Genomic DNA, 16,909 nt, shown 5'->3' with positions numbered 1-16,909 from the left:
GGCTCATGATGAACTGCGCAACCCATCCAAAAACAACTGCTAGAATTAGTCTTCGATTGTAATGCCCATACTGCGAGCAGTACCTTCAACCATCAACATTGCAGCTTCTACTGAAGCAGCATTTAGATCTGGCATTTTAGTTTCTGCGATTTCGCGAACTTTGTCGCGTTTCACAGTCGCTACTTTATTGCGGTTCGGTTCGCCTGAACCTGATTCAATACCGGCTGCTACTTTTAATAGAACAGCTGCGGGTGGAGTTTTCGTAATGAATGTAAATGAACGATCTTCAAATACTGAAATCTCAACTGGAATGATCAGTCCTGCTTGGTCTGCCGTACGCGCGTTGAACTCTTTACAGAAGCCCATGATGTTAACACCTGCTTGACCCAATGCTGGACCAACTGGTGGCGCTGGATTAGCTTTTGCTGCAGGAATCTGCAATTTTACAACTTTAACAACTTTTTTAGCCACGAAACACACCTCCTTAAGTCCGTGATGTGGTAATAGGGTTTCCCCTCCCACTCAATATCTGTCTGTCAACGATGTTGATAGAATTAGCTAAATTGTACAGATTGTCCTAGGACAGTCTGACCTCTGAAATAATACCATTAATACTTGAGAATAGCAAGGGGCTTTTATACTTTTTGAACTTGCTCGAAATCCAGTTCCATTTTGGTTTCGCGGCCGAAGATATCAATCGACACTTTAACTTTGCCTTTTGTATCATCGATTTCTTCCACTTTCCCTTGGAAGTTGGCGAATGGCCCTTCCATTACTTCAACTGTATCGGCAACTGCAAAGTCAATATCCACTTTGCGTTCAGTCATTCCCATTTGTTTCAGAATGAAATCAACTTCTTCGTCTAATAATGGCGTTGGTTTTGCTCCCCCGCCTGATGACCCGATAAACCCTGTAACTCCCGGGGTGTTTCTGACGACATACCAAGATTCATCTGTCATGATCAATTCCACAAGGACATACCCAGGGAATGTTTTGCGCATGACTGTGCGTTTCTTGCCGTCTTTAAAATCTGTTTCCTGTTCTTCCGGAATGATGACGCGGAAAATCAGATCTTCCATACCCATTGTTTCTACACGTTTTTCCAGGTTAGCTTTAACTTTGTTTTCGTACCCGGAATACGTATGGACTACATACCAATTTTTCTCCATAATCGAGCGGACTGAACGTCCATCCCTCCTTTTTTACCAAATGAAAAAACCCGTTCTCATAGAATGACGGGCTATTTTTTATGCGTTATTCTTGTCGGATGACTTAAAGTGCTAAGAACCAACGGAATATTTCCGAGATGCCTGCATCAATTACTGCAAAGAAGAGGGCCATGAAAATACAAGTAGAAAGAACAACGATCGTATAACGAGTTAGTTCTTTTCGCTTCGGCCAGCTAACTTTCCGCATTTCCGAAACGACATTTTTAAAGAAACCGCCAATGTTACCCATTGTTTAAAAAACCTCCGAATTTCAAAATCACTCTATATCGTCCGGCATTCAGTTAAAATTCATATCGTTTGTTTATGCACGGTATGCCCATTGCAATGAGCACAGAATTTTTTGAGTTCCAAACGTGTGCTGGATTCCGCTTTCGCAGGAACCGTGTAATTGCGGGATGCACATTTCGAGCAGCTTAAAACAATTTTTTTAGCCATGTTATCACCTTATTCAAGTTTACAGCTTTTTCAAGGTTATCACCTTCAAACAGACCTGTCAACCGCGCGTCAAGAGCTCGGCATCTCGTTGATCTGCAAGTGGCGTTCGAGTTTTCGCTTGACCCGCTGCAGCGCGTTGTCAATTGATTTTACGTGGCGCTCAAGCTTTTCCGAAATTTCCTGGTAGGATTGGCCATCCAGATAAAGGGCCAGCACTTCACGCTCAAGTTCACTCAGTACTTCTCCCATCTTCTCTTCCATATACTGAAATTCCTCGTTATGGATGATCAAATCTTCCGGGTCGTCCACACCGTTTCCAGTCAGTACGTCCATCAAGGTACGGTCAGATTCTTCATCATAAATCGGCTTATCCAAAGATACATAAGAATTCAACGGGATGTGCTTCTGGCGTGTGGCCGTTTTAATGGCCGTGATGATTTGCCGGATGATGCAAAGTTCTGCAAACGCACGGAACGAAGATAATTTATCACTTCGGAAATCACGGATAGCCTTATACAGGCCGATCATGCCTTCCTGGATGATGTCTTCCTTATCGGCACCGATCAAAAAATACGAGCGGGCTTTCATTCGAACAAAAGGCCGGAACTTTGTAATCAAAAAATCCAATGCTTCCGTGTTTCCACTGTGGACTGAACTGACAAGTTCCTCATCTGTCATGTCGGTGAATCGTTGGGGCTGAACTTGATCATTAATCTCCACGGGTGATCCCTCCGATTGCGTGAGCCTCGATATCTTCAGTATACAGGAAGAAAAAAATGAGCGTCAACCGTTCATTTCAAGCCTCTTCGCCATTTTTCGAAAATTTCCGCTACTTCGCCGGACAGCGGTATTTTGGAAATCCCGCGCTGCTCCTGGATTTCTTTTACTTTTTTAGTGATGTTCTCCTGAATTTCAATCATTTCGATTTCCAACTCACGGGCTGAAATTCGCAAGGCGCCTTTGCCGAAAATGACCCATTGCTCGGTCAGATCCGACGTGGCTACATAAATCTGGTCGCGGCGGTTGTTTAAACTGGTCGCCAGTTTCTCGATCCGTTCATCTGCCGTTTCGCTTTCTTTTGTGAAAATGACTTCAACATCGTGGTGCAGATTCTTGGCTTCAATGCCTGGAACCAGGTGGGCATCAAAAATGATGATGACACGCCATCCTTTGTAACTCCGGTATTCAGCCATGCGCTCTATGAGCCGGTCTCTGGCATTGGCCAATTTGTCTTTCTTCAGTTCTTGCAGTTCCACCCAGTCTCCAATGATATTGTACCCATCAACCAGCAGAATATTCATGGCATTAAACCAGTGGATTGCGCTTTCTGTAAACTTCGTACATCAATAAGCTTGCTGCTACTGAAGCATTCAATGAAGTTACATGGCCGACCATAGGCAATTGGTAAAGGAAATCGCATTTTTCGCGTAAAATCCGGCTCATTCCTTTTCCTTCACTGCCGATGATGACGGCCAACGGAAGAGCTGCATCCATTCTCCGGTAATCCACCGATTCTTTGGCATCTGTACCAGCAATCCAAACTCCACGCTTTTTCAACTCATCCACGGTCTGCGACAAATTATTGATGCGTACAACGGGCACATGTTCAATCGCTCCTGTTGAAGCTTTTGCTACCACACCCGTCAAGCCGACAGCGCGGCGCTTCGGAATAATCAAACCATGCACGCCGATCGCATCAGCCGTTCTCATAATGGAACCCAAATTATGCGGATCTTCCAACTCATCTAGAATCAGGAAAAACGGATCTTCATTTTTTGAAGCAGCTGCCTCGAACAAATCATCCAGGCTCGCGTAATTATAGGCAGCCACTGCTGCTGCAATGCCTTGGTGGTTGGTGTCCGTCAAACCGTCGATTTTCTTCTTCGGCACGGACTGGACGATAACGCCTTTGTCTTTTGCCAGTTGCAGCAATTCGGTGATGCCTTTTTTCTGGACGCCTTCTGCAATCCAGATTTTATTGATATCCCGGTCTGCACGCAGCGCTTCCAAAACCGGATTCTTGCCGCCGATTATCTCTGGTGCCAATTCTTCTTCCGTCATTTCAACACGCCTCCCAGCTCTTCGACAATCTCAATCGCATAGGAAATGATTTCGTCCACACGCGCTTGTTCTTCTTTTAAGTATAGCCAGCCCAGCACCGCTTCAAAAGCCGTACTGAAATTATAAGTCTGAACGTCGGTGTTTTTCGGAACCGATCCCGACTTGGCATTGCGCCCCCGTCTCATGACCGCCAATTCCGCTTCTGTCAGAAATCCTTCTTCCGTCAGCCGCTTCAGGACCATCGCCTGCGCTTTGGCAGAAACGAAAGTGGTCGACTGGCGGTGCAGGATATTTGGTTTAACGCGTCCCGAACGCAATAAATGTTCGCGGATGGACTGCTCATAAACGGCATCCCCCATGTAGGCAAGAGCCAACGCGTTCAGTTGGTCTACATCATTTTTTCGTAAAACATTCAACTTTATTACCCTCTCTTCCAGCGTGTACCTTGTGCCGTATCTTCCAAAATGATATTTTTCTCTTTAAATAAATCACGGATTTCATCAGCCCGGGCAAAATCGCGGTTTTTGCGCGCTTCGATGCGCTCTGCCATCAAAGCCTCGACTTCTTCATCCAGCAATTCTTCCTCTTGGCTGAATGGAACCCCCAACACGCCGGCTAATTCATCAAAGACGGCAATAAAGGTTTCCAGAACCGTTGTTGATGTCTGCTTCTCCAGCAAATACGTATTCGACAAACGGGACAAATCAAATAAACTTGAAATGGCATTTGCCGTATTGAAATCGTCATCCATCGTTTCAACGAAAGCTGTTTTAATGGTTTCGATTTTATCGATCCAAATATCGGAATGGTCACCAAGATCAGCTGATGTGCTTAAGCGATGCTTTAAATTGGCATATGCCGTACGCAGCCGCTCCAACCCGGCAATGGCATCTTCCACCAATTGCTGCGAGTAGTTGATCGGGTGGCGGTAATGAACCGACAGCATGAAGAAACGCAACACTTGTGGATCAAGTTCCTTCAATATATCGTTCACCAGCACAAAATTGTTCAGTGACTTCGACATTTTTTCGTTATCAATATTAATATACCCATTATGCATCCAATAACGCGCAAAAGGTTTACCGGTTAAAGCTTCCGATTGGGCAATTTCATTTTCATGATGCGGGAAAGTCAAATCTTGTCCGCCTGCATGGATATCGATGGTATCACCCAAATGTTCACGCGCCATGACCGAGCACTCAATATGCCAGCCCGGACGCCCTTTGCCCCATGGGCTGTCCCATGAAATCTCTTTCGGCTTCGCTGTTTTCCACAAAACAAAATCCAATTCGTCTTCTTTTTTGTCGCCGGTTTCAATGCGCGCACCGACTTTCAGTTCGTCGACTGACTGGTGGGACAGTTTGCCGTAGCCTTCAAATTTCCGGGTACGGTAATAGACGTCTCCTTGCGACTCATAGGCATATCCCTTTTCAATCAACGCTGCAATAAAATCGATGATCTGCACCATATGGTCGGTTACACGTGGGTGGACGTCCGCTTCTGCGCAGCCCAACGCTTTCGTATCTTCAAAATAAGCAGCGATAAACCGCTCTGCAATTTCCGGTACTTCCTGGCCGAGTTCGTTGGCCGCTTTGATCAATTTATCATCAACGTCAGTAAAGTTTGATACATATTTCACATCATAGCCGCGGTATTCCAGATGGCGGCGCACTGTATCATAGACGATTACCGGACGCGCGTTGCCGATGTGGATGTAATTATAAACAGTCGGTCCGCAGACATACATTTTTACTTTTCCTTCTTCTAAAGGAACGAACTCTTCTTTTTGCCGTGACAATGAATTAAAAATCTGGATAGTCATAAACGTTGCCCTTCTTCCTGCCTAGCTTTTTTTAACTCTTCAACTTCTTGCTGTAATCTGGCAATCTTCATTTCCATGCTTTCGCATTTATCCATAACGGGATCCGGCATATTCTGATGGTTCAAATCCGGCTTAATTCTGACGCCGTTTTGAATCACCACTTTCCCCGGAATCCCGACTACTGTCGAATTCATCGGTACGTTCTTCAACACCACTGATCCTGCTCCAACTTTGGAATTGGCACCGACAACGATCGATCCAAGTACTTTGGCGCCAGTGGCAACCAGCACATTGTCTTCCAATGTCGGATGGCGTTTCCCGCGTTCTTTCCCGGTACCGCCTAACGTAACGCCCTGGTACAAGGTGACATTGTCACCGATTTCACAAGTTTCTCCAATGACCACGCCCATCCCGTGGTCAATAAAGAAGCGGCGGCCAATGACCGCACCTGGATGGATTTCGATTCCTGTGAAAAAGCGGCTGATCTGTGAAATGACACGGGCAATGAAAAATAGTTTATTCTTGAAGAAAAAATGTGCCAGCCGATGCGCCCAGATGGCGTGCAAACCGGAATACGTCAAAATGACTTCCAAATAATTGCGGGCTGCCGGATCCTGCTCGAAAATAACATCAACGTCATCTTTCAATAATTTAAACATCTCTATCGCTCCCTTTCGTATCCAAAATAAAAAGCGCCCCTGTCACATTACATGACAGAGACGCATAGCTGCGCGGTTCCACTCTGATTAAAAGGGCAACTGCACCCTTTTCTCTCGAAGGCCTATAACGCAGGCAAGACGTCTGGTCTACTTGATTCGACTCAGCACTCAGAGAGGCATTTCGATGCAGCAGCGGCCCAGATCCCTTTCAGCCGGTGGGGACCTTCTCTTGAGAGCTTTCTGCATGTACTTCTTCTCGTCAACGTTTTTATTAATGGTAAATTCATTTTACACCGTCAGCTCAATAAGTCAACGTTAGGCACTTGCGTATTGTGAAACACGGGCGATGGCTTTGTCTTTTCCTAACAAGGAAATGGCATCCGGCAATTCAGGCCCATGCATTTGTCCAGTGATTACGACACGGATTGGCATGAACAGGTTTTTGCCTTTATGGCCAGTTGTTTTTTGGACCGCCTTGATTGCGGCTTTGATCTCAGCCGGCTCAAAGTTTTCCAATGAAGCCAATTGCTCTTTGAATGCCGTCATCACTTCAGGCACTTGTTCAGCAGCCAAAATTTCTTTTTCGGCTTCCCCATAGGACAATTCTTCTGTAAAGAACTGCTCGGAAAGCTCAGTGATTTCTGCTCCATAACTCAACTGTTCATGGTACAAAGCCACCAGCTTGTTCGCCCATTCCGCTTGCTCCGGCGTCATTTCTTCCGGCAGCTTGCCTGCTTTCTGCAAATGCGGAAGAGACAATTTCACCACTTCTTCAAGCGGCAATTGCTTGATGTATTGGTTGTTCATCCACATTAATTTCTGCTTATCGAACATCGATGGCGATTTAGACAGACGCTCTACATCGAAGATGCGGATCAAGTCTTCTTTCGAGAAAATCTCTTCTTCGCCTTCTGGAGACCAGCCAAGAAGCGCAAAGAAATTAAACAAAGCTTCCGGAATATAGCCAAGGTCTTTGTACTGCGAAATGAACTGCAGAATCGACTCATCGCGTTTCGATAATTTTTTGCGGTCCTCGTTGATGATTAAGGTCATGTGGCCATAACTTGGATATTCCCAACCAAATGCATCATAGATCATCATCTGTCTTGGTGTATTCGATAAATGCTCTTCTCCTCGGAACACATGGGAAATTTTCATCAAATGATCATCAATGACCACAGCAAAGTTATATGTTGGGATGCCGTTGGTTTTCACCATGACCCAATCGCCGACATCTTTTGATTCGAATGAAATCGGACCGCGCACCAAATCGTTGAACTCATATGTTACTGAAGCAGGAACTTTCGCACGAATCGTAAACGACTTGCCTTCCGCTTCTTTTGCAGCCACTTCTTCAGCTGTCAAGTTGCGGCAAGTGCCGCTGTATTGAGGCGCTGCGATACCCGATGCTTTTTGCGCATCGCGTTCTGCTTCCAATTCTTCAGGTGTACAGAAGCATTTATAAGCCAAGCCTTTTTCAAGCATCTGGTCTGAATGCTCCTTATACGTATCCAACCGTTCCATCTGGCGATAAGGACCGTATTCTCCGCCGATATCAATCGACTCATCATGCTCGATGCCAAGCCATTTCAAGTTATCCAGCTGAGACATAATGCCGGTTTCGATATTGCGGGCTGTATCGGTATCTTCAATGCGTACAATGAATTTCCCGTTATTATGGCGTGCAAATAAGTAATTGAATAATGCTGTACGTGCGCCGCCGATGTGCAAATGGCCTGTCGGGCTTGGCGCATAACGTACGCGTACTTCTTGTGTCATGTAAGTTCCTCCTAAATTATCGTATCCTTCTGTTATTCTATCACTCTGGGACATCAAGCGAAACCGGACGTTTGTTCAATAAGATCACCGCTAATGCCGCAATTCCTTCTTCACGGCCAGTAAACCCAAGATGCTCAGAAGTCGTCGCTTTAACATTGACCTGCGAAATATCCGCTTCCAATAAGTTCGCAATCGATTCGCGCATTTGTTCGATATAAGGAGCCAGCTTCGGTTTTTGGGCGATGACTGTGCAATCGACATTGCCCAGCTCATAGCCTTGCTCTTTTACATATTCCCAAATATGCGTCAGCAATTTTCGGGAATCGGCGTCTTTAAATTCAGGATCGGTATCCGGGAAATGCTTGCCGATATCCCCTCCGCCAATTGCGCCAAGCGCTGCATCTGTAATGGTATGCAGCAAGACATCCGCATCTGAATGGCCAAGAAGCCCTCGATCATGTTCAATCTCCACGCCGCCTAAAATAAATGGGCGTCCTTCTGCCAGTTGATGCACGTCATAACCTTGTCCAATTCTAATCATTTCTGTTCCTCCTGTATGCGACTCTCCAAAATAGCTCGTCCATAAATCAAGTCATCTGGCGTCGTCATTTTAATATTTTCGTATGTACTTTCAATAATAGCTACCGGGTAGTCCATACGTTCAACAAGCATCGCCTCGTCGGTTCCCATGAATCCATCATTGTGCGCTGCCTGAGCCGCTTTTAAGATCAATGAATAGCGGAAAGCCTGCGGCGTCTGGATCATCCACAATTGATTGCGGTCGACCGTTTCAGAAATGACGCCATTTTCCACTTTTTTGATAGTGTCTTTGACCGGCACTCCAGCGACGGCAGCTCCGGATTCCTGCGCTGCCTCTACCAAGCGTGCAATGACTTCGTGATCGATGAAAGGTCGGGCAGCATCATGAACCAAAACAACGCCACAAGGCGGAATCGCTTCAAGACAGGCTCTAACACTATCCTGCCGCTCCGTTCCACCTGCAGCGTACCCTTTCACTTTCGTAATATCATAGCGTTTTACATACTCTTCGATCAGTTCCCGTTCGTGCTCTTTTACCGCCAGCCAAATAGCCTCGCAATTCGGATCCCGCTCAAACACTTCCAGCGTATAGAGAAAAATCGGTTTGCCGAAAAGTTCGAGCAATAATTTATTTTTATCTGCTTTCATTCGTTTCCCGCTGCCGGCAGCAGGCAGGACGACTGTATAGTTCATTGGATAACATCCTTTATCAATTTGTTGCAGTTTGTTTGCCGTCTCGCGGCTTCGCAAAAATCATCCGTCCTGCAGAAGTCTGTAAAACGCTGGTGACAGTGACATTGATCGCCTGGCCAATAAACCCTTTGCCATCTTCAATCACAATCATCGTGCCATCATCCAGATAAGCTACACCTTGATTTTGCTCTTTGCCGTCTTTGATGACCACTACATGCATATCTTCCCCCGGAATCACAACCGGTTTCACAGCGTTTGCCAAGTCATTGATATTCAAGACAGGTACATTATGAAGTTCACATACTTTATTGAGATTAAAATCATTGGTGACCACTTGGCCGCCCATTTTTTTTGCAGCGCGCATCAATTTTAAATCGACTTCACTGACTTCGTCAAAGCTTTCTTCTGTAATCATAATCGCATCCACGCGTTCACTTTGAAGCCGTTTCAAAATGTCCAAGCCTCTCCTGCCGCGCGTTCGTTTCAGCGTGTCCGAAGAATCGGCAATATGCTGAAGCTCAGATAACACAAATTGTGGAACGACAAAGGTGCCTTCCATAAAACCAGTTGCCGAGATGTCCGCAATCCGACCATCAATGATGACACTGGTATCAAGCAGCTTATAAGACACTTTCTCAACCGGTTCTTCCGGCTCCAGCTTTTTCACCGGGGCAAACTTCGCCGGCGTCAACATGGTCAGCATTTCTTCGCGTTTTTGGAAGCCTACCTGAAAACCTAAATAACCAAGCACGACAGATAATATTAATGGTGCCACAGTGGCCACCAATGGAATATCAACGGTACTCAGCGCAAAGCCAATCAGGAACGCCACCACAAGGCCAATAATCATTCCGACCGTACCGAACAATAAATCCGGCGTCGGTGCATGAAGCAGTTTCTCTTCCATCCACTTCATGAAATTTATCAAAGAATCTACAAATAATAAAGATAACAGGAAAAAGACCAGAGCACCAACAATTGCTGCTACGTAAGGGTTACTGATCCATGGATTGTCGAGAAGGGGAATAAGTTCAAATGCAGATGGCAATAATAAGATTCCGACTGTCGCACCAATAAGTAAAAACATAATTTTAATAATAGGTCTTAACACGCGCTCCACCTCCTTTTTTAATTATACACATTTTAAATCTGAAACGCTTTAATGACCCTTATTTAGAAATAAAAGGAGGCATATAGCCTCCTTACTGTGGAAAAATCTCTTTTAACGCATCATTAACACTTTCTACACCGACTACGCGAATCCCTTCCGGATAATCCCAACCGCCTAAATTTGACGCTGGAACAATTGCCCGTTTAAAGCCGAGCTTAGCTGCTTCCTGCACGCGCTGTTCAATACGCGACACACGCCTTACTTCACCGGTCAATCCTACTTCGCCGATGATGCAATCGTACACATTTGGAGCCTTGTCACGGAAACTGGAAACAATGCTTGCGAGGACAGCTAAATCGATAGCGGGTTCATCCAGCTTCACGCCGCCTGCCACTTTGATGTACGCATCCTGTGACTGCAGCAGCATGCCCACCCGTTTTTCCAGCACAGCCATCAGCAGCGACACACGGTTGACATCGATGCCTGTTGCCATGCGTTTCGGATAGTTGAAACTCGATGGCGTCACCAACGCCTGAATTTCAACCAATATCGGACGTGTGCCTTCCATTGAAGCGACGACTGTCGAACCGGCTGAACCACTCGTCCGCTCCTGCAGGAACAGTTCAGATGGGTTCAACACTTCTTTCAAGCCGCTCTGGAGCATCTCGAAAATAGCGATTTCATTGGTCGAGCCAAAACGGTTTTTGACGCTGCGCAAAATCCGGTACGTATGATGGCGTTCACCTTCGAAATACAGAACAGTATCCACCATATGCTCCAAGATACGCGGCCCTGCAATCTGGCCTTCTTTTGTTACGTGGCCCACGAGGAAAATGGCAATATTCTTCGTTTTTGCAATCCGCATCAATTCGGCCGTACTTTCCCTAACCTGTGTCACGCTGCCTGGCGCAGAAGTCACTTCAGGGTGGTGAACCGTCTGAATCGAATCGACAATGACAAAATCAGGAGCTACATCTTCAATGGTATGATGAATCAATTCAAGATTCGTTTCTGCATAAATGAACAGCTCTGAAGACGAAGCATCGAGACGTTCTGCCCGCAACTTGGTCTGGCGGATCGATTCTTCTCCGGAAATGTATAATACCCGGCTTCCGCTATTGGCAAGCATCGCCGATACCTGTAACAGCAAAGTCGATTTACCGATACCCGGATCTCCACCAATCAGCACCAGCGAGCCCGGCACAATTCCCCCGCCGAGGACACGGTTCAATTCACTCAATTCTGTTTCTACTCTTGGTTCATCCTGCGTTTCAATGGCATTGATCGGCGTCGCTTTCTGAGGAACCGATGCACTGTGCTGAAAAGCGCCGCGTGTCCCTTTCGGTGCAGCCACTTCCACTTCCTCAGTCATCGTATTCCATGCCGCACAACCCGGACATTTCCCCATCCATCTGGCTGATTCATAGCCACAAGACTGACAGATGAATTTCGTCTTTTTCTTAGCCATGTGTACCTCCTAAAATAGAAAAACCGCTCGCCGGAGAGCGTCTCCGGCGAGCGGAATGTTCTTATTGTTTTTCCACTACCGCTTCTTTCACTTCTTCTGTTGCTTTTGTGCGAACGATGAAGTCATCGTCCTCCACATCGAAGATAATGCGTTGGCCTGAGAGGGCTGTACCTTTTAACAACTCTTCTGACAAGCGGTCTTCCACGTGTTTTTGAAGAGAACGACGAAGTGGACGCGCCCCGTATTCCGGGTCATATCCTTCTTTAGCGACTTTTTCAAGCGCAGCATCGGTCAGCTCCAAATCGATATCCTGCTCTTTCAAGCGTTCCACCAATTGCTTGGTCATCAAATTCACGATCTCTCTCAAGTTCTCTTTTTCAAGAGAGTGGAAGACGATCATGTCATCAATACGGTTCAAGAACTCTGGGCGGAATGCTTTCTTCAATTCAGCAAGCATTTTGCCTTTCATGTCTTTATAATCTGTTTTCGAATCCTCTAAATTGAATCCGACGTATTTATTGTATTTCAGCTCTTCTGCACCAACGTTTGACGTCATGATGATGACAGTGTTGCGGAAATCGACTCTGCGGCCTTTAGAATCCGTCAAACGGCCATCTTCAAGGACTTGCAGTAAGATATTGAAGACATCAGGGTGAGCTTTTTCAATTTCATCAAGCAAGACCACTGAATATGGTTTTCTGCGAACTTTTTCAGTCAACTGTCCGCCTTCTTCATAGCCGACATATCCTGGAGGTGAACCGACCAGACGTGATGTCGAATGTCTTTCCATATACTCGGACATATCAATGCGGATCATTGCATCTTCATCCCCGAACATAGATTCAGCGAGCGCACGTGCCAATTCCGTTTTACCGACACCTGTTGGTCCAAGGAAAATAAATGAGCCGATTGGACGTTTAGGATCTTTCAATCCAGCACGAGCACGACGGATCGCTTTCGAAATCGATGTAACAGCTTCTTCCTGCCCGATGATGCGGTTGTGAAGAATCGATTCCAGGTTGAGCAATTTATCAGATTCTGTTTGAGCCAGTTTTGAAACCGGAATGCCGGTCCACATGGACACGACTTTCGCAATGTCCTCCACTGTTACTTCAGACTCTTCTTTGCCTTGCTTTTCTTTCCATTCTTTCTTCGTTTTATCTAATTGGTTCTGCAATTTCTGTTCTGCATCACGGAGCGAAGCCGCTTTCTCAAATTCCTGGCTTTGCACTGCTTCATTTTTCTCAGAACGTGCAGCTTCCAAGCGTGCTTCCAACTCCTTCAAATCTGGTGGAGTTGTATAAGAGCGAAGTCTTACTTTAGAGCCTGCCTCATCAATCAGGTCAATCGCTTTATCCGGAAGGAAACGATCCGAAATGTAGCGGTCTGACATTTTAGCTGCCGCTTCAATTGCTTCATCCGTGATTTTCACACGGTGATGCGCTTCATAGCGATCACGCAATCCGCGGATAATCTGAATCGACTCTTCAACAGTAGGCTCATCCACTTGAATCGGTTGGAAACGGCGTTCAAGAGCCGCATCTTTTTCAATGTACTTGCGGTACTCATCCAAAGTTGTAGCACCGATACATTGAAGTTCTCCACGCGATAGGGAAGGTTTCAGGATATTGGATGCATCAATCGCACCTTCTGCCCCACCTGCTCCGATTAACGTGTGAAGCTCATCAATGAAGAGAATGACATTGCCCGCTTGGCGAATTTCATCCATTACTTTTTTCAAGCGATCTTCAAACTCGCCACGGTATTTGGTTCCAGCAACCACTGTACCCATATCCAAGACCATAACGCGCTTGTCGCGCAAAGTTTCCGGGATTTCATTGTTGACGATTTGTTGAGCCAAACCTTCTGCAATCGCTGTTTTACCGACACCTGGTTCCCCGATCAATACAGGATTGTTTTTCGTTCTGCGGCTCAATACTTCAATAACGCGTGTGATTTCATCACTGCGGCCGATGACCGGATCCAAGCCGCCATCACGGGCCACCTGAGTCAAATCACGTGCCAAGCCATCCAGCGTCGGGGTATTTGCCGAAGCATTCGGGCTTGTGCCTGTAGACGCCTGTTCATTGTTGCCCAGAAGCTGCAACACCTGCTGGCGTGCTTTGTTCAAGCTGACGCCTGCATTACCTAATACACGCGCTGCAACGCCTTCACCTTCGCGAATCAACGCCAACAGCAAGTGTTCTGTACCAATATAAGAATGGCCCAATTTACGGGACTCATCTACTGACAATTCAATGACTTTTTTCGCTCTCGGCGTATAATGCACAATCGGGCCCACATCTTTTTCGCCGACACCGACAAGTTCCTTAACGCCTTCTTCAATCAATTGTGTATTCACTTCAATCGCTTCCAGAGCTTTAGCAGCAATGCCGCCGCCTTCGCGAATTAAACCGAGAAGAATGTGCTCTGTACCGATTGATTCATGTTTCATGCGAATGGCCTCTTCTTGAGCTAACTGAAGAACTTTTTGTGCGCGTTGTGTAAATCGATTAAACATCATGCAAGATCCTCTCCTTCACTATTTATACCTTCTTTATTCAATCGCTCCCGGAACAGCTTCGCCCGGGCAAAATCGCGTTCTTTCGGCTGCAGCGGCTTATCTGCATATTGCTGCAGGAAGGCCGGCTGCATAAAAATCATCAATTCATTTAAAATCGACATGTCTACATCTTGGATCATCTTTAAATCAATACCCAATCGAACATCTGACAAACAAGTGGCAGCTTCTTCCGTCGTCAGCAGTCTCGAATGGGTAAGAGTTCCAAGTGACCGATAGACACGATCTTCCAACACCAGCGGCGAATTCAACAAAATTGCTTCCCGCGCTTTGCGTTCCTGTTGGATAATCTGTTCCGTCATATTCTCCAAATCCTGAAGAATTTCGTACTCAGACTTACCTAGCGTCAATTGATTGGATATTTGATAAACATTTCCTAATGCTTCACTGCCTTCACCATAAATGCCACGAACTACCATGCCAAGCCTTGAAATCGCTGGAATGATCCGTTGAATTTGATGGGACATCGTCAATGCCGGCAAATGTAGCATGACCGAAGCCCTCATTCCAGTACCCACATTCGTAGGGCAACTAGTTAAGTAGCCGTATTTTTCATGAAAGGCATAAGATAAGTTCTTTTCCAATAAGGAATCTAACTCATTCGCTATCTTATACGCTTTCTGAAGATGGAATCCTGACTGCAGACTTTGTATCCGCAAATGATCCTCTTCATTTACCATAATACTCAGCTCTTCGTTATCAGACAATAAAACAGAACCGGAATGTTGGCTATTGGCCAGATAAGGACTGATTAGGTGTTTTTCCACCAGTACTTCCTTTTGGAGTTTAGCAAGTTCTTCAATACTGATATGGCTGAAAGTATAGTCCAACTCGCCACCTTTATCCAGTAATACAGATGAAATCTCTTTATCTACTTTAAGTGCCTCATCTTCAGTAAAAGAATACGGAAACTTGAAATTCTCTAAATTTCTAGCCAACCGGATTCTTGTACTCATTGCAATATCAACATTCTCTCCATCATTCGCCATCCAGCTGCTTGCTCGAGGTTGGAGAAACCGTTCAACTGCCATTGGAAGCACCTCCCTCAAGCTTGGAACTCAAAACTTTTACTTCATCTCTTAGCCGTGCAGCTTCCTCAAAATCCTCTTCACTCACAGAAACCTGCATTTGCTTGCGCAGTTCCTCTATTTCTTTTTTTATCTTTAAAGTTGTGCCATAAGAAGCCGGGATCTTCCCAGTGTGTTCTGTATTCCCATTATGAAACCTTTTAAATATTTCATCCAATTGGGAGGAAAATGCATCATAACAAGAAGCACAACCAAACTTGCCAAGCTGCAGGAACTTCGGAAAACTAAATCCACAGGATGGACAGGTCACCGCTTCTTTTCTGACAGGGTTAACGGATGCCTGCGAATTAGGGAACCAATTTGATAATAGCTGATGAATAGCTAATGGATCCTGTTCAAAAGCAATATTAATGCTATGGTTTTCAGCTGCACAGATATGGCATAAATGAAGCTCCGTTATCTGTCCTTGTTGCTGTTGTTTAACTATTACTGATGCAGAACGTTCTCCGCACTGATCGCAAATCATCTTTTCACCCCTTTATATCGTGGTTTGATACTTAATTGTAAAGAGCATCGCTATAAGAATACGAGCTCGGACTTCATCACGCGTCGGAAGAGGCAAAAGCAGCGTCGCGCGATCTACAGCACTGAGAATCAGCTTTGCTTCTCTTTTAGAAATAACCTCTTCATCCAGCAACCTAAAAACAATATCTTCTGCCATTACTTGAGTGGCACCATGTTCTAAGCGCTGAATCACATCTGCGATTACATCTGATTTTTGATGAAGCCTGATTCTTTTAATTCGAATATACCCGCCACCACCGCGCTTACTTTCTACCAAATATCCACGGTCAACTGTAAATCGAGTATTGATGACGTAGTTTATTTGAGAAGGAACACATTGAAACTTTTCAGCTACTTCACTGCGTTTAATTTCAATATGGTCTCTCTCGCTTAATTCGATAACCTGCTTCAAATAACCTTCTATTACATCCGAAATATTCCGCATCGCTTTCACCTCTTCGATACATAATATGCCAAAGTTGACTTTGACTATATTTGACTTAATTATACACCAAGCTTTTTGCGGATATCAAATAGTACGAATCAAAATTTACAATCAAAAAAGTCCCGAAGCAATTTCGCTTCAAGACTTCCTGTTTATTCCTGATCGAATATTCTCTTCACAAAATCTTTTGCATGGCTGGATACAGATTCTGTTTTTTCTTCCATGTACTTAGTCTTCCACTTAATGCCTTCCTGCCAGACCTCCACTACATCGCCAACTGAAACATTATGAGTAAAATCTGTTATTGGAAAAGTATACTGTTCTTCCCCATTTTCAATTGTTTTTAACAATGCTGTTCTTTTATCAATAGCTTCGACTCTATAAATACCGGGTTTCATAATTCTCACCTCACTCCTGCTTTTCCCATTTCACATCCTCTTCAATCCTTATTCTCAATTATTATAAATAACTTTTATAGAACAACGTTTTTTTCA

Annotated in this window: 20 protein-coding genes and 1 other annotated feature; all 20 genes read right to left on the bottom strand. The window is 45.2% G+C overall.

What is annotated here, in order from left to right; genetic code table 11:
- Positions 1-45 precede the first annotated feature (45 nt).
- Positions 46-471 (bottom strand): 50S ribosomal protein L11, encoded by a 426-nt coding sequence (gene rplK, locus QMA04_RS17135; RefSeq protein WP_006828906.1) that lies wholly within the window; start codon positions 469-471, stop codon positions 46-48.
- Positions 472-635: 164 nt separating this feature from the next.
- The gene (nusG, locus tag QMA04_RS17130) at positions 636-1,169 is read right to left on the bottom strand and encodes a transcription termination/antitermination protein NusG (RefSeq protein WP_142830501.1); all 534 of its coding nucleotides are present in this window, start codon (positions 1,167-1,169) and stop codon (positions 636-638) included.
- Between the two features lie 103 nt (positions 1,170-1,272).
- Positions 1,273-1,458: a preprotein translocase subunit SecE gene (secE, locus tag QMA04_RS17125; RefSeq protein WP_191716859.1), complete on the bottom strand. Its 186-nt coding sequence runs from the start codon at positions 1,456-1,458 to the stop codon at positions 1,273-1,275.
- Positions 1,459-1,517: 59 nt separating this feature from the next.
- The gene (gene rpmG / locus QMA04_RS17120; protein WP_142830497.1) at positions 1,518-1,664 is read right to left on the bottom strand and encodes a 50S ribosomal protein L33; all 147 of its coding nucleotides are present in this window, start codon (positions 1,662-1,664) and stop codon (positions 1,518-1,520) included.
- 69 nt (positions 1,665-1,733) lie between these two features.
- On the bottom strand, positions 1,734-2,384 hold the full coding sequence (gene sigH, locus QMA04_RS17115; RefSeq protein WP_191716858.1) for an RNA polymerase sporulation sigma factor SigH: 651 nt from the start codon (positions 2,382-2,384) through the stop codon (positions 1,734-1,736).
- Between the two features lie 71 nt (positions 2,385-2,455).
- Positions 2,456-2,965: an NYN domain-containing protein gene (locus tag QMA04_RS17110; RefSeq protein ID WP_191716857.1), complete on the bottom strand. Its 510-nt coding sequence runs from the start codon at positions 2,963-2,965 to the stop codon at positions 2,456-2,458.
- Between the two features lie 4 nt (positions 2,966-2,969).
- On the bottom strand, positions 2,970-3,725 hold the full coding sequence (gene rlmB / locus QMA04_RS17105; RefSeq protein WP_191716856.1) for a 23S rRNA (guanosine(2251)-2'-O)-methyltransferase RlmB: 756 nt from the start codon (positions 3,723-3,725) through the stop codon (positions 2,970-2,972).
- Positions 3,722-4,141 carry a Mini-ribonuclease 3 gene (locus tag QMA04_RS17100; RefSeq protein ID WP_191716855.1) on the bottom strand — a complete coding sequence of 140 codons (420 nt, stop codon included), beginning with the start codon at positions 4,139-4,141 and terminating at the stop codon, positions 3,722-3,724. The genes rlmB and QMA04_RS17100 overlap by 4 nt, the downstream gene beginning before the upstream one ends.
- A 5-nt stretch (positions 4,142-4,146) precedes the next feature.
- Positions 4,147-5,547, bottom strand: coding sequence for a cysteine--tRNA ligase (gene cysS, locus QMA04_RS17095; RefSeq protein WP_290187200.1), 1,401 nt, complete (start codon positions 5,545-5,547; stop codon positions 4,147-4,149).
- Complete coding sequence (gene epsC / locus QMA04_RS17090) at positions 5,544-6,206, bottom strand: serine O-acetyltransferase EpsC (RefSeq protein WP_203341395.1); 663 nt, start codon at positions 6,204-6,206, stop codon at positions 5,544-5,546. Before epsC ends, cysS begins: the two co-directional genes overlap by 4 nt.
- Before the next feature lie 53 nt (positions 6,207-6,259).
- Positions 6,260-6,478: a binding site (T-box leader), on the bottom strand.
- A 43-nt stretch (positions 6,479-6,521) separates the two neighbouring features.
- Complete coding sequence (gltX, locus tag QMA04_RS17085; protein WP_290187199.1) at positions 6,522-7,985, bottom strand: glutamate--tRNA ligase; 1,464 nt, start codon at positions 7,983-7,985, stop codon at positions 6,522-6,524.
- Positions 7,986-8,025: 40 nt separating this feature from the next.
- Positions 8,026-8,526, bottom strand: coding sequence for a 2-C-methyl-D-erythritol 2,4-cyclodiphosphate synthase (gene ispF / locus QMA04_RS17080; protein WP_191716851.1), 501 nt, complete (start codon positions 8,524-8,526; stop codon positions 8,026-8,028).
- Positions 8,523-9,218 carry a 2-C-methyl-D-erythritol 4-phosphate cytidylyltransferase gene (gene ispD, locus QMA04_RS17075; protein ID WP_191716850.1) on the bottom strand — a complete coding sequence of 232 codons (696 nt, stop codon included), beginning with the start codon at positions 9,216-9,218 and terminating at the stop codon, positions 8,523-8,525. The genes ispF and ispD overlap by 4 nt, the downstream gene beginning before the upstream one ends.
- 16 nt (positions 9,219-9,234) lie before the next feature.
- Positions 9,235-10,329 (bottom strand): PIN/TRAM domain-containing protein, encoded by a 1,095-nt coding sequence (locus QMA04_RS17070; protein ID WP_290187198.1) that lies wholly within the window; start codon positions 10,327-10,329, stop codon positions 9,235-9,237.
- Positions 10,330-10,420: 91 nt separating this feature from the next.
- The gene (gene radA, locus QMA04_RS17065) at positions 10,421-11,797 is read right to left on the bottom strand and encodes a DNA repair protein RadA (RefSeq protein WP_191716848.1); all 1,377 of its coding nucleotides are present in this window, start codon (positions 11,795-11,797) and stop codon (positions 10,421-10,423) included.
- 61 nt (positions 11,798-11,858) lie between these two features.
- Positions 11,859-14,321 (bottom strand): ATP-dependent Clp protease ATP-binding subunit, encoded by a 2,463-nt coding sequence (locus QMA04_RS17060; RefSeq protein WP_191716847.1) that lies wholly within the window; start codon positions 14,319-14,321, stop codon positions 11,859-11,861.
- Positions 14,318-15,409: a protein-arginine kinase McsB gene (gene mcsB, locus QMA04_RS17055; protein ID WP_203341392.1), complete on the bottom strand. Its 1,092-nt coding sequence runs from the start codon at positions 15,407-15,409 to the stop codon at positions 14,318-14,320. The genes QMA04_RS17060 and mcsB overlap by 4 nt, the downstream gene beginning before the upstream one ends.
- Entirely contained in the window at positions 15,399-15,932 is a 534-nt protein-coding gene (locus QMA04_RS17050) for a UvrB/UvrC motif-containing protein (protein WP_191716845.1), read from the bottom strand. Before QMA04_RS17050 ends, mcsB begins: the two co-directional genes overlap by 11 nt.
- Before the next feature lie 12 nt (positions 15,933-15,944).
- On the bottom strand, positions 15,945-16,415 hold the full coding sequence (locus QMA04_RS17045) for a CtsR family transcriptional regulator (protein ID WP_191716844.1): 471 nt from the start codon (positions 16,413-16,415) through the stop codon (positions 15,945-15,947).
- Between the two features lie 152 nt (positions 16,416-16,567).
- The gene (locus tag QMA04_RS17040) at positions 16,568-16,813 is read right to left on the bottom strand and encodes a hypothetical protein (RefSeq protein WP_290187197.1); all 246 of its coding nucleotides are present in this window, start codon (positions 16,811-16,813) and stop codon (positions 16,568-16,570) included.
- Positions 16,814-16,909 lie beyond the last annotated feature (96 nt).

The organism is Planococcus sp. APC 3900, from assembly GCF_030407735.1.
GTDB lineage: Bacteria > Bacillota > Bacilli > Bacillales_A > Planococcaceae > Planococcus > Planococcus notacanthi.
Note: the sequence above shows the minus strand (reverse complement) of the source record. Positions and strands in the feature narration are given on the sequence as shown.

Excerpts from the sequence above, each read along its gene's own strand:
- rpmG (WP_142830497.1), bottom strand. The coding sequence starts at position 1,664 with ATGGCTAAAAAAATTGTTTTAAGCTGCTCGAAATGTGCATCCCGCAAT.
- gltX (WP_290187199.1), bottom strand. The coding sequence starts at position 7,985 with ATGACACAAGAAGTACGCGTACGTTATGCGCCAAGCCCGACAGGCCAT.
- ispD (WP_191716850.1), bottom strand. The coding sequence starts at position 9,218 with ATGAACTATACAGTCGTCCTGCCTGCTGCCGGCAGCGGGAAACGAATG.
- radA (WP_191716848.1), bottom strand. The coding sequence starts at position 11,797 with ATGGCTAAGAAAAAGACGAAATTCATCTGTCAGTCTTGTGGCTATGAA.
- secE (WP_191716859.1), bottom strand. The coding sequence starts at position 1,458 with ATGGGTAACATTGGCGGTTTCTTTAAAAATGTCGTTTCGGAAATGCGG.
- ispF (WP_191716851.1), bottom strand. The coding sequence starts at position 8,526 with ATGATTAGAATTGGACAAGGTTATGACGTGCATCAACTGGCAGAAGGA.
- epsC (WP_203341395.1), bottom strand. The coding sequence starts at position 6,206 with ATGTTTAAATTATTGAAAGATGACGTTGATGTTATTTTCGAGCAGGAT.
- QMA04_RS17040 (WP_290187197.1), bottom strand. The coding sequence starts at position 16,813 with ATGAAACCCGGTATTTATAGAGTCGAAGCTATTGATAAAAGAACAGCA.
- QMA04_RS17060 (WP_191716847.1), bottom strand. The coding sequence starts at position 14,321 with ATGATGTTTAATCGATTTACACAACGCGCACAAAAAGTTCTTCAGTTA.
- mcsB (WP_203341392.1), bottom strand. The coding sequence starts at position 15,409 with ATGGCAGTTGAACGGTTTCTCCAACCTCGAGCAAGCAGCTGGATGGCG.
- QMA04_RS17110 (WP_191716857.1), bottom strand. The coding sequence starts at position 2,965 with ATGAATATTCTGCTGGTTGATGGGTACAATATCATTGGAGACTGGGTG.
- cysS (WP_290187200.1), bottom strand. The coding sequence starts at position 5,547 with ATGACTATCCAGATTTTTAATTCATTGTCACGGCAAAAAGAAGAGTTC.
- nusG (WP_142830501.1), bottom strand. The coding sequence starts at position 1,169 with ATGGAGAAAAATTGGTATGTAGTCCATACGTATTCCGGGTACGAAAAC.
- QMA04_RS17045 (WP_191716844.1), bottom strand. The coding sequence starts at position 16,415 with ATGCGGAATATTTCGGATGTAATAGAAGGTTATTTGAAGCAGGTTATC.
- rlmB (WP_191716856.1), bottom strand. The coding sequence starts at position 3,725 with ATGACGGAAGAAGAATTGGCACCAGAGATAATCGGCGGCAAGAATCCG.
- QMA04_RS17050 (WP_191716845.1), bottom strand. The coding sequence starts at position 15,932 with ATGATTTGCGATCAGTGCGGAGAACGTTCTGCATCAGTAATAGTTAAA.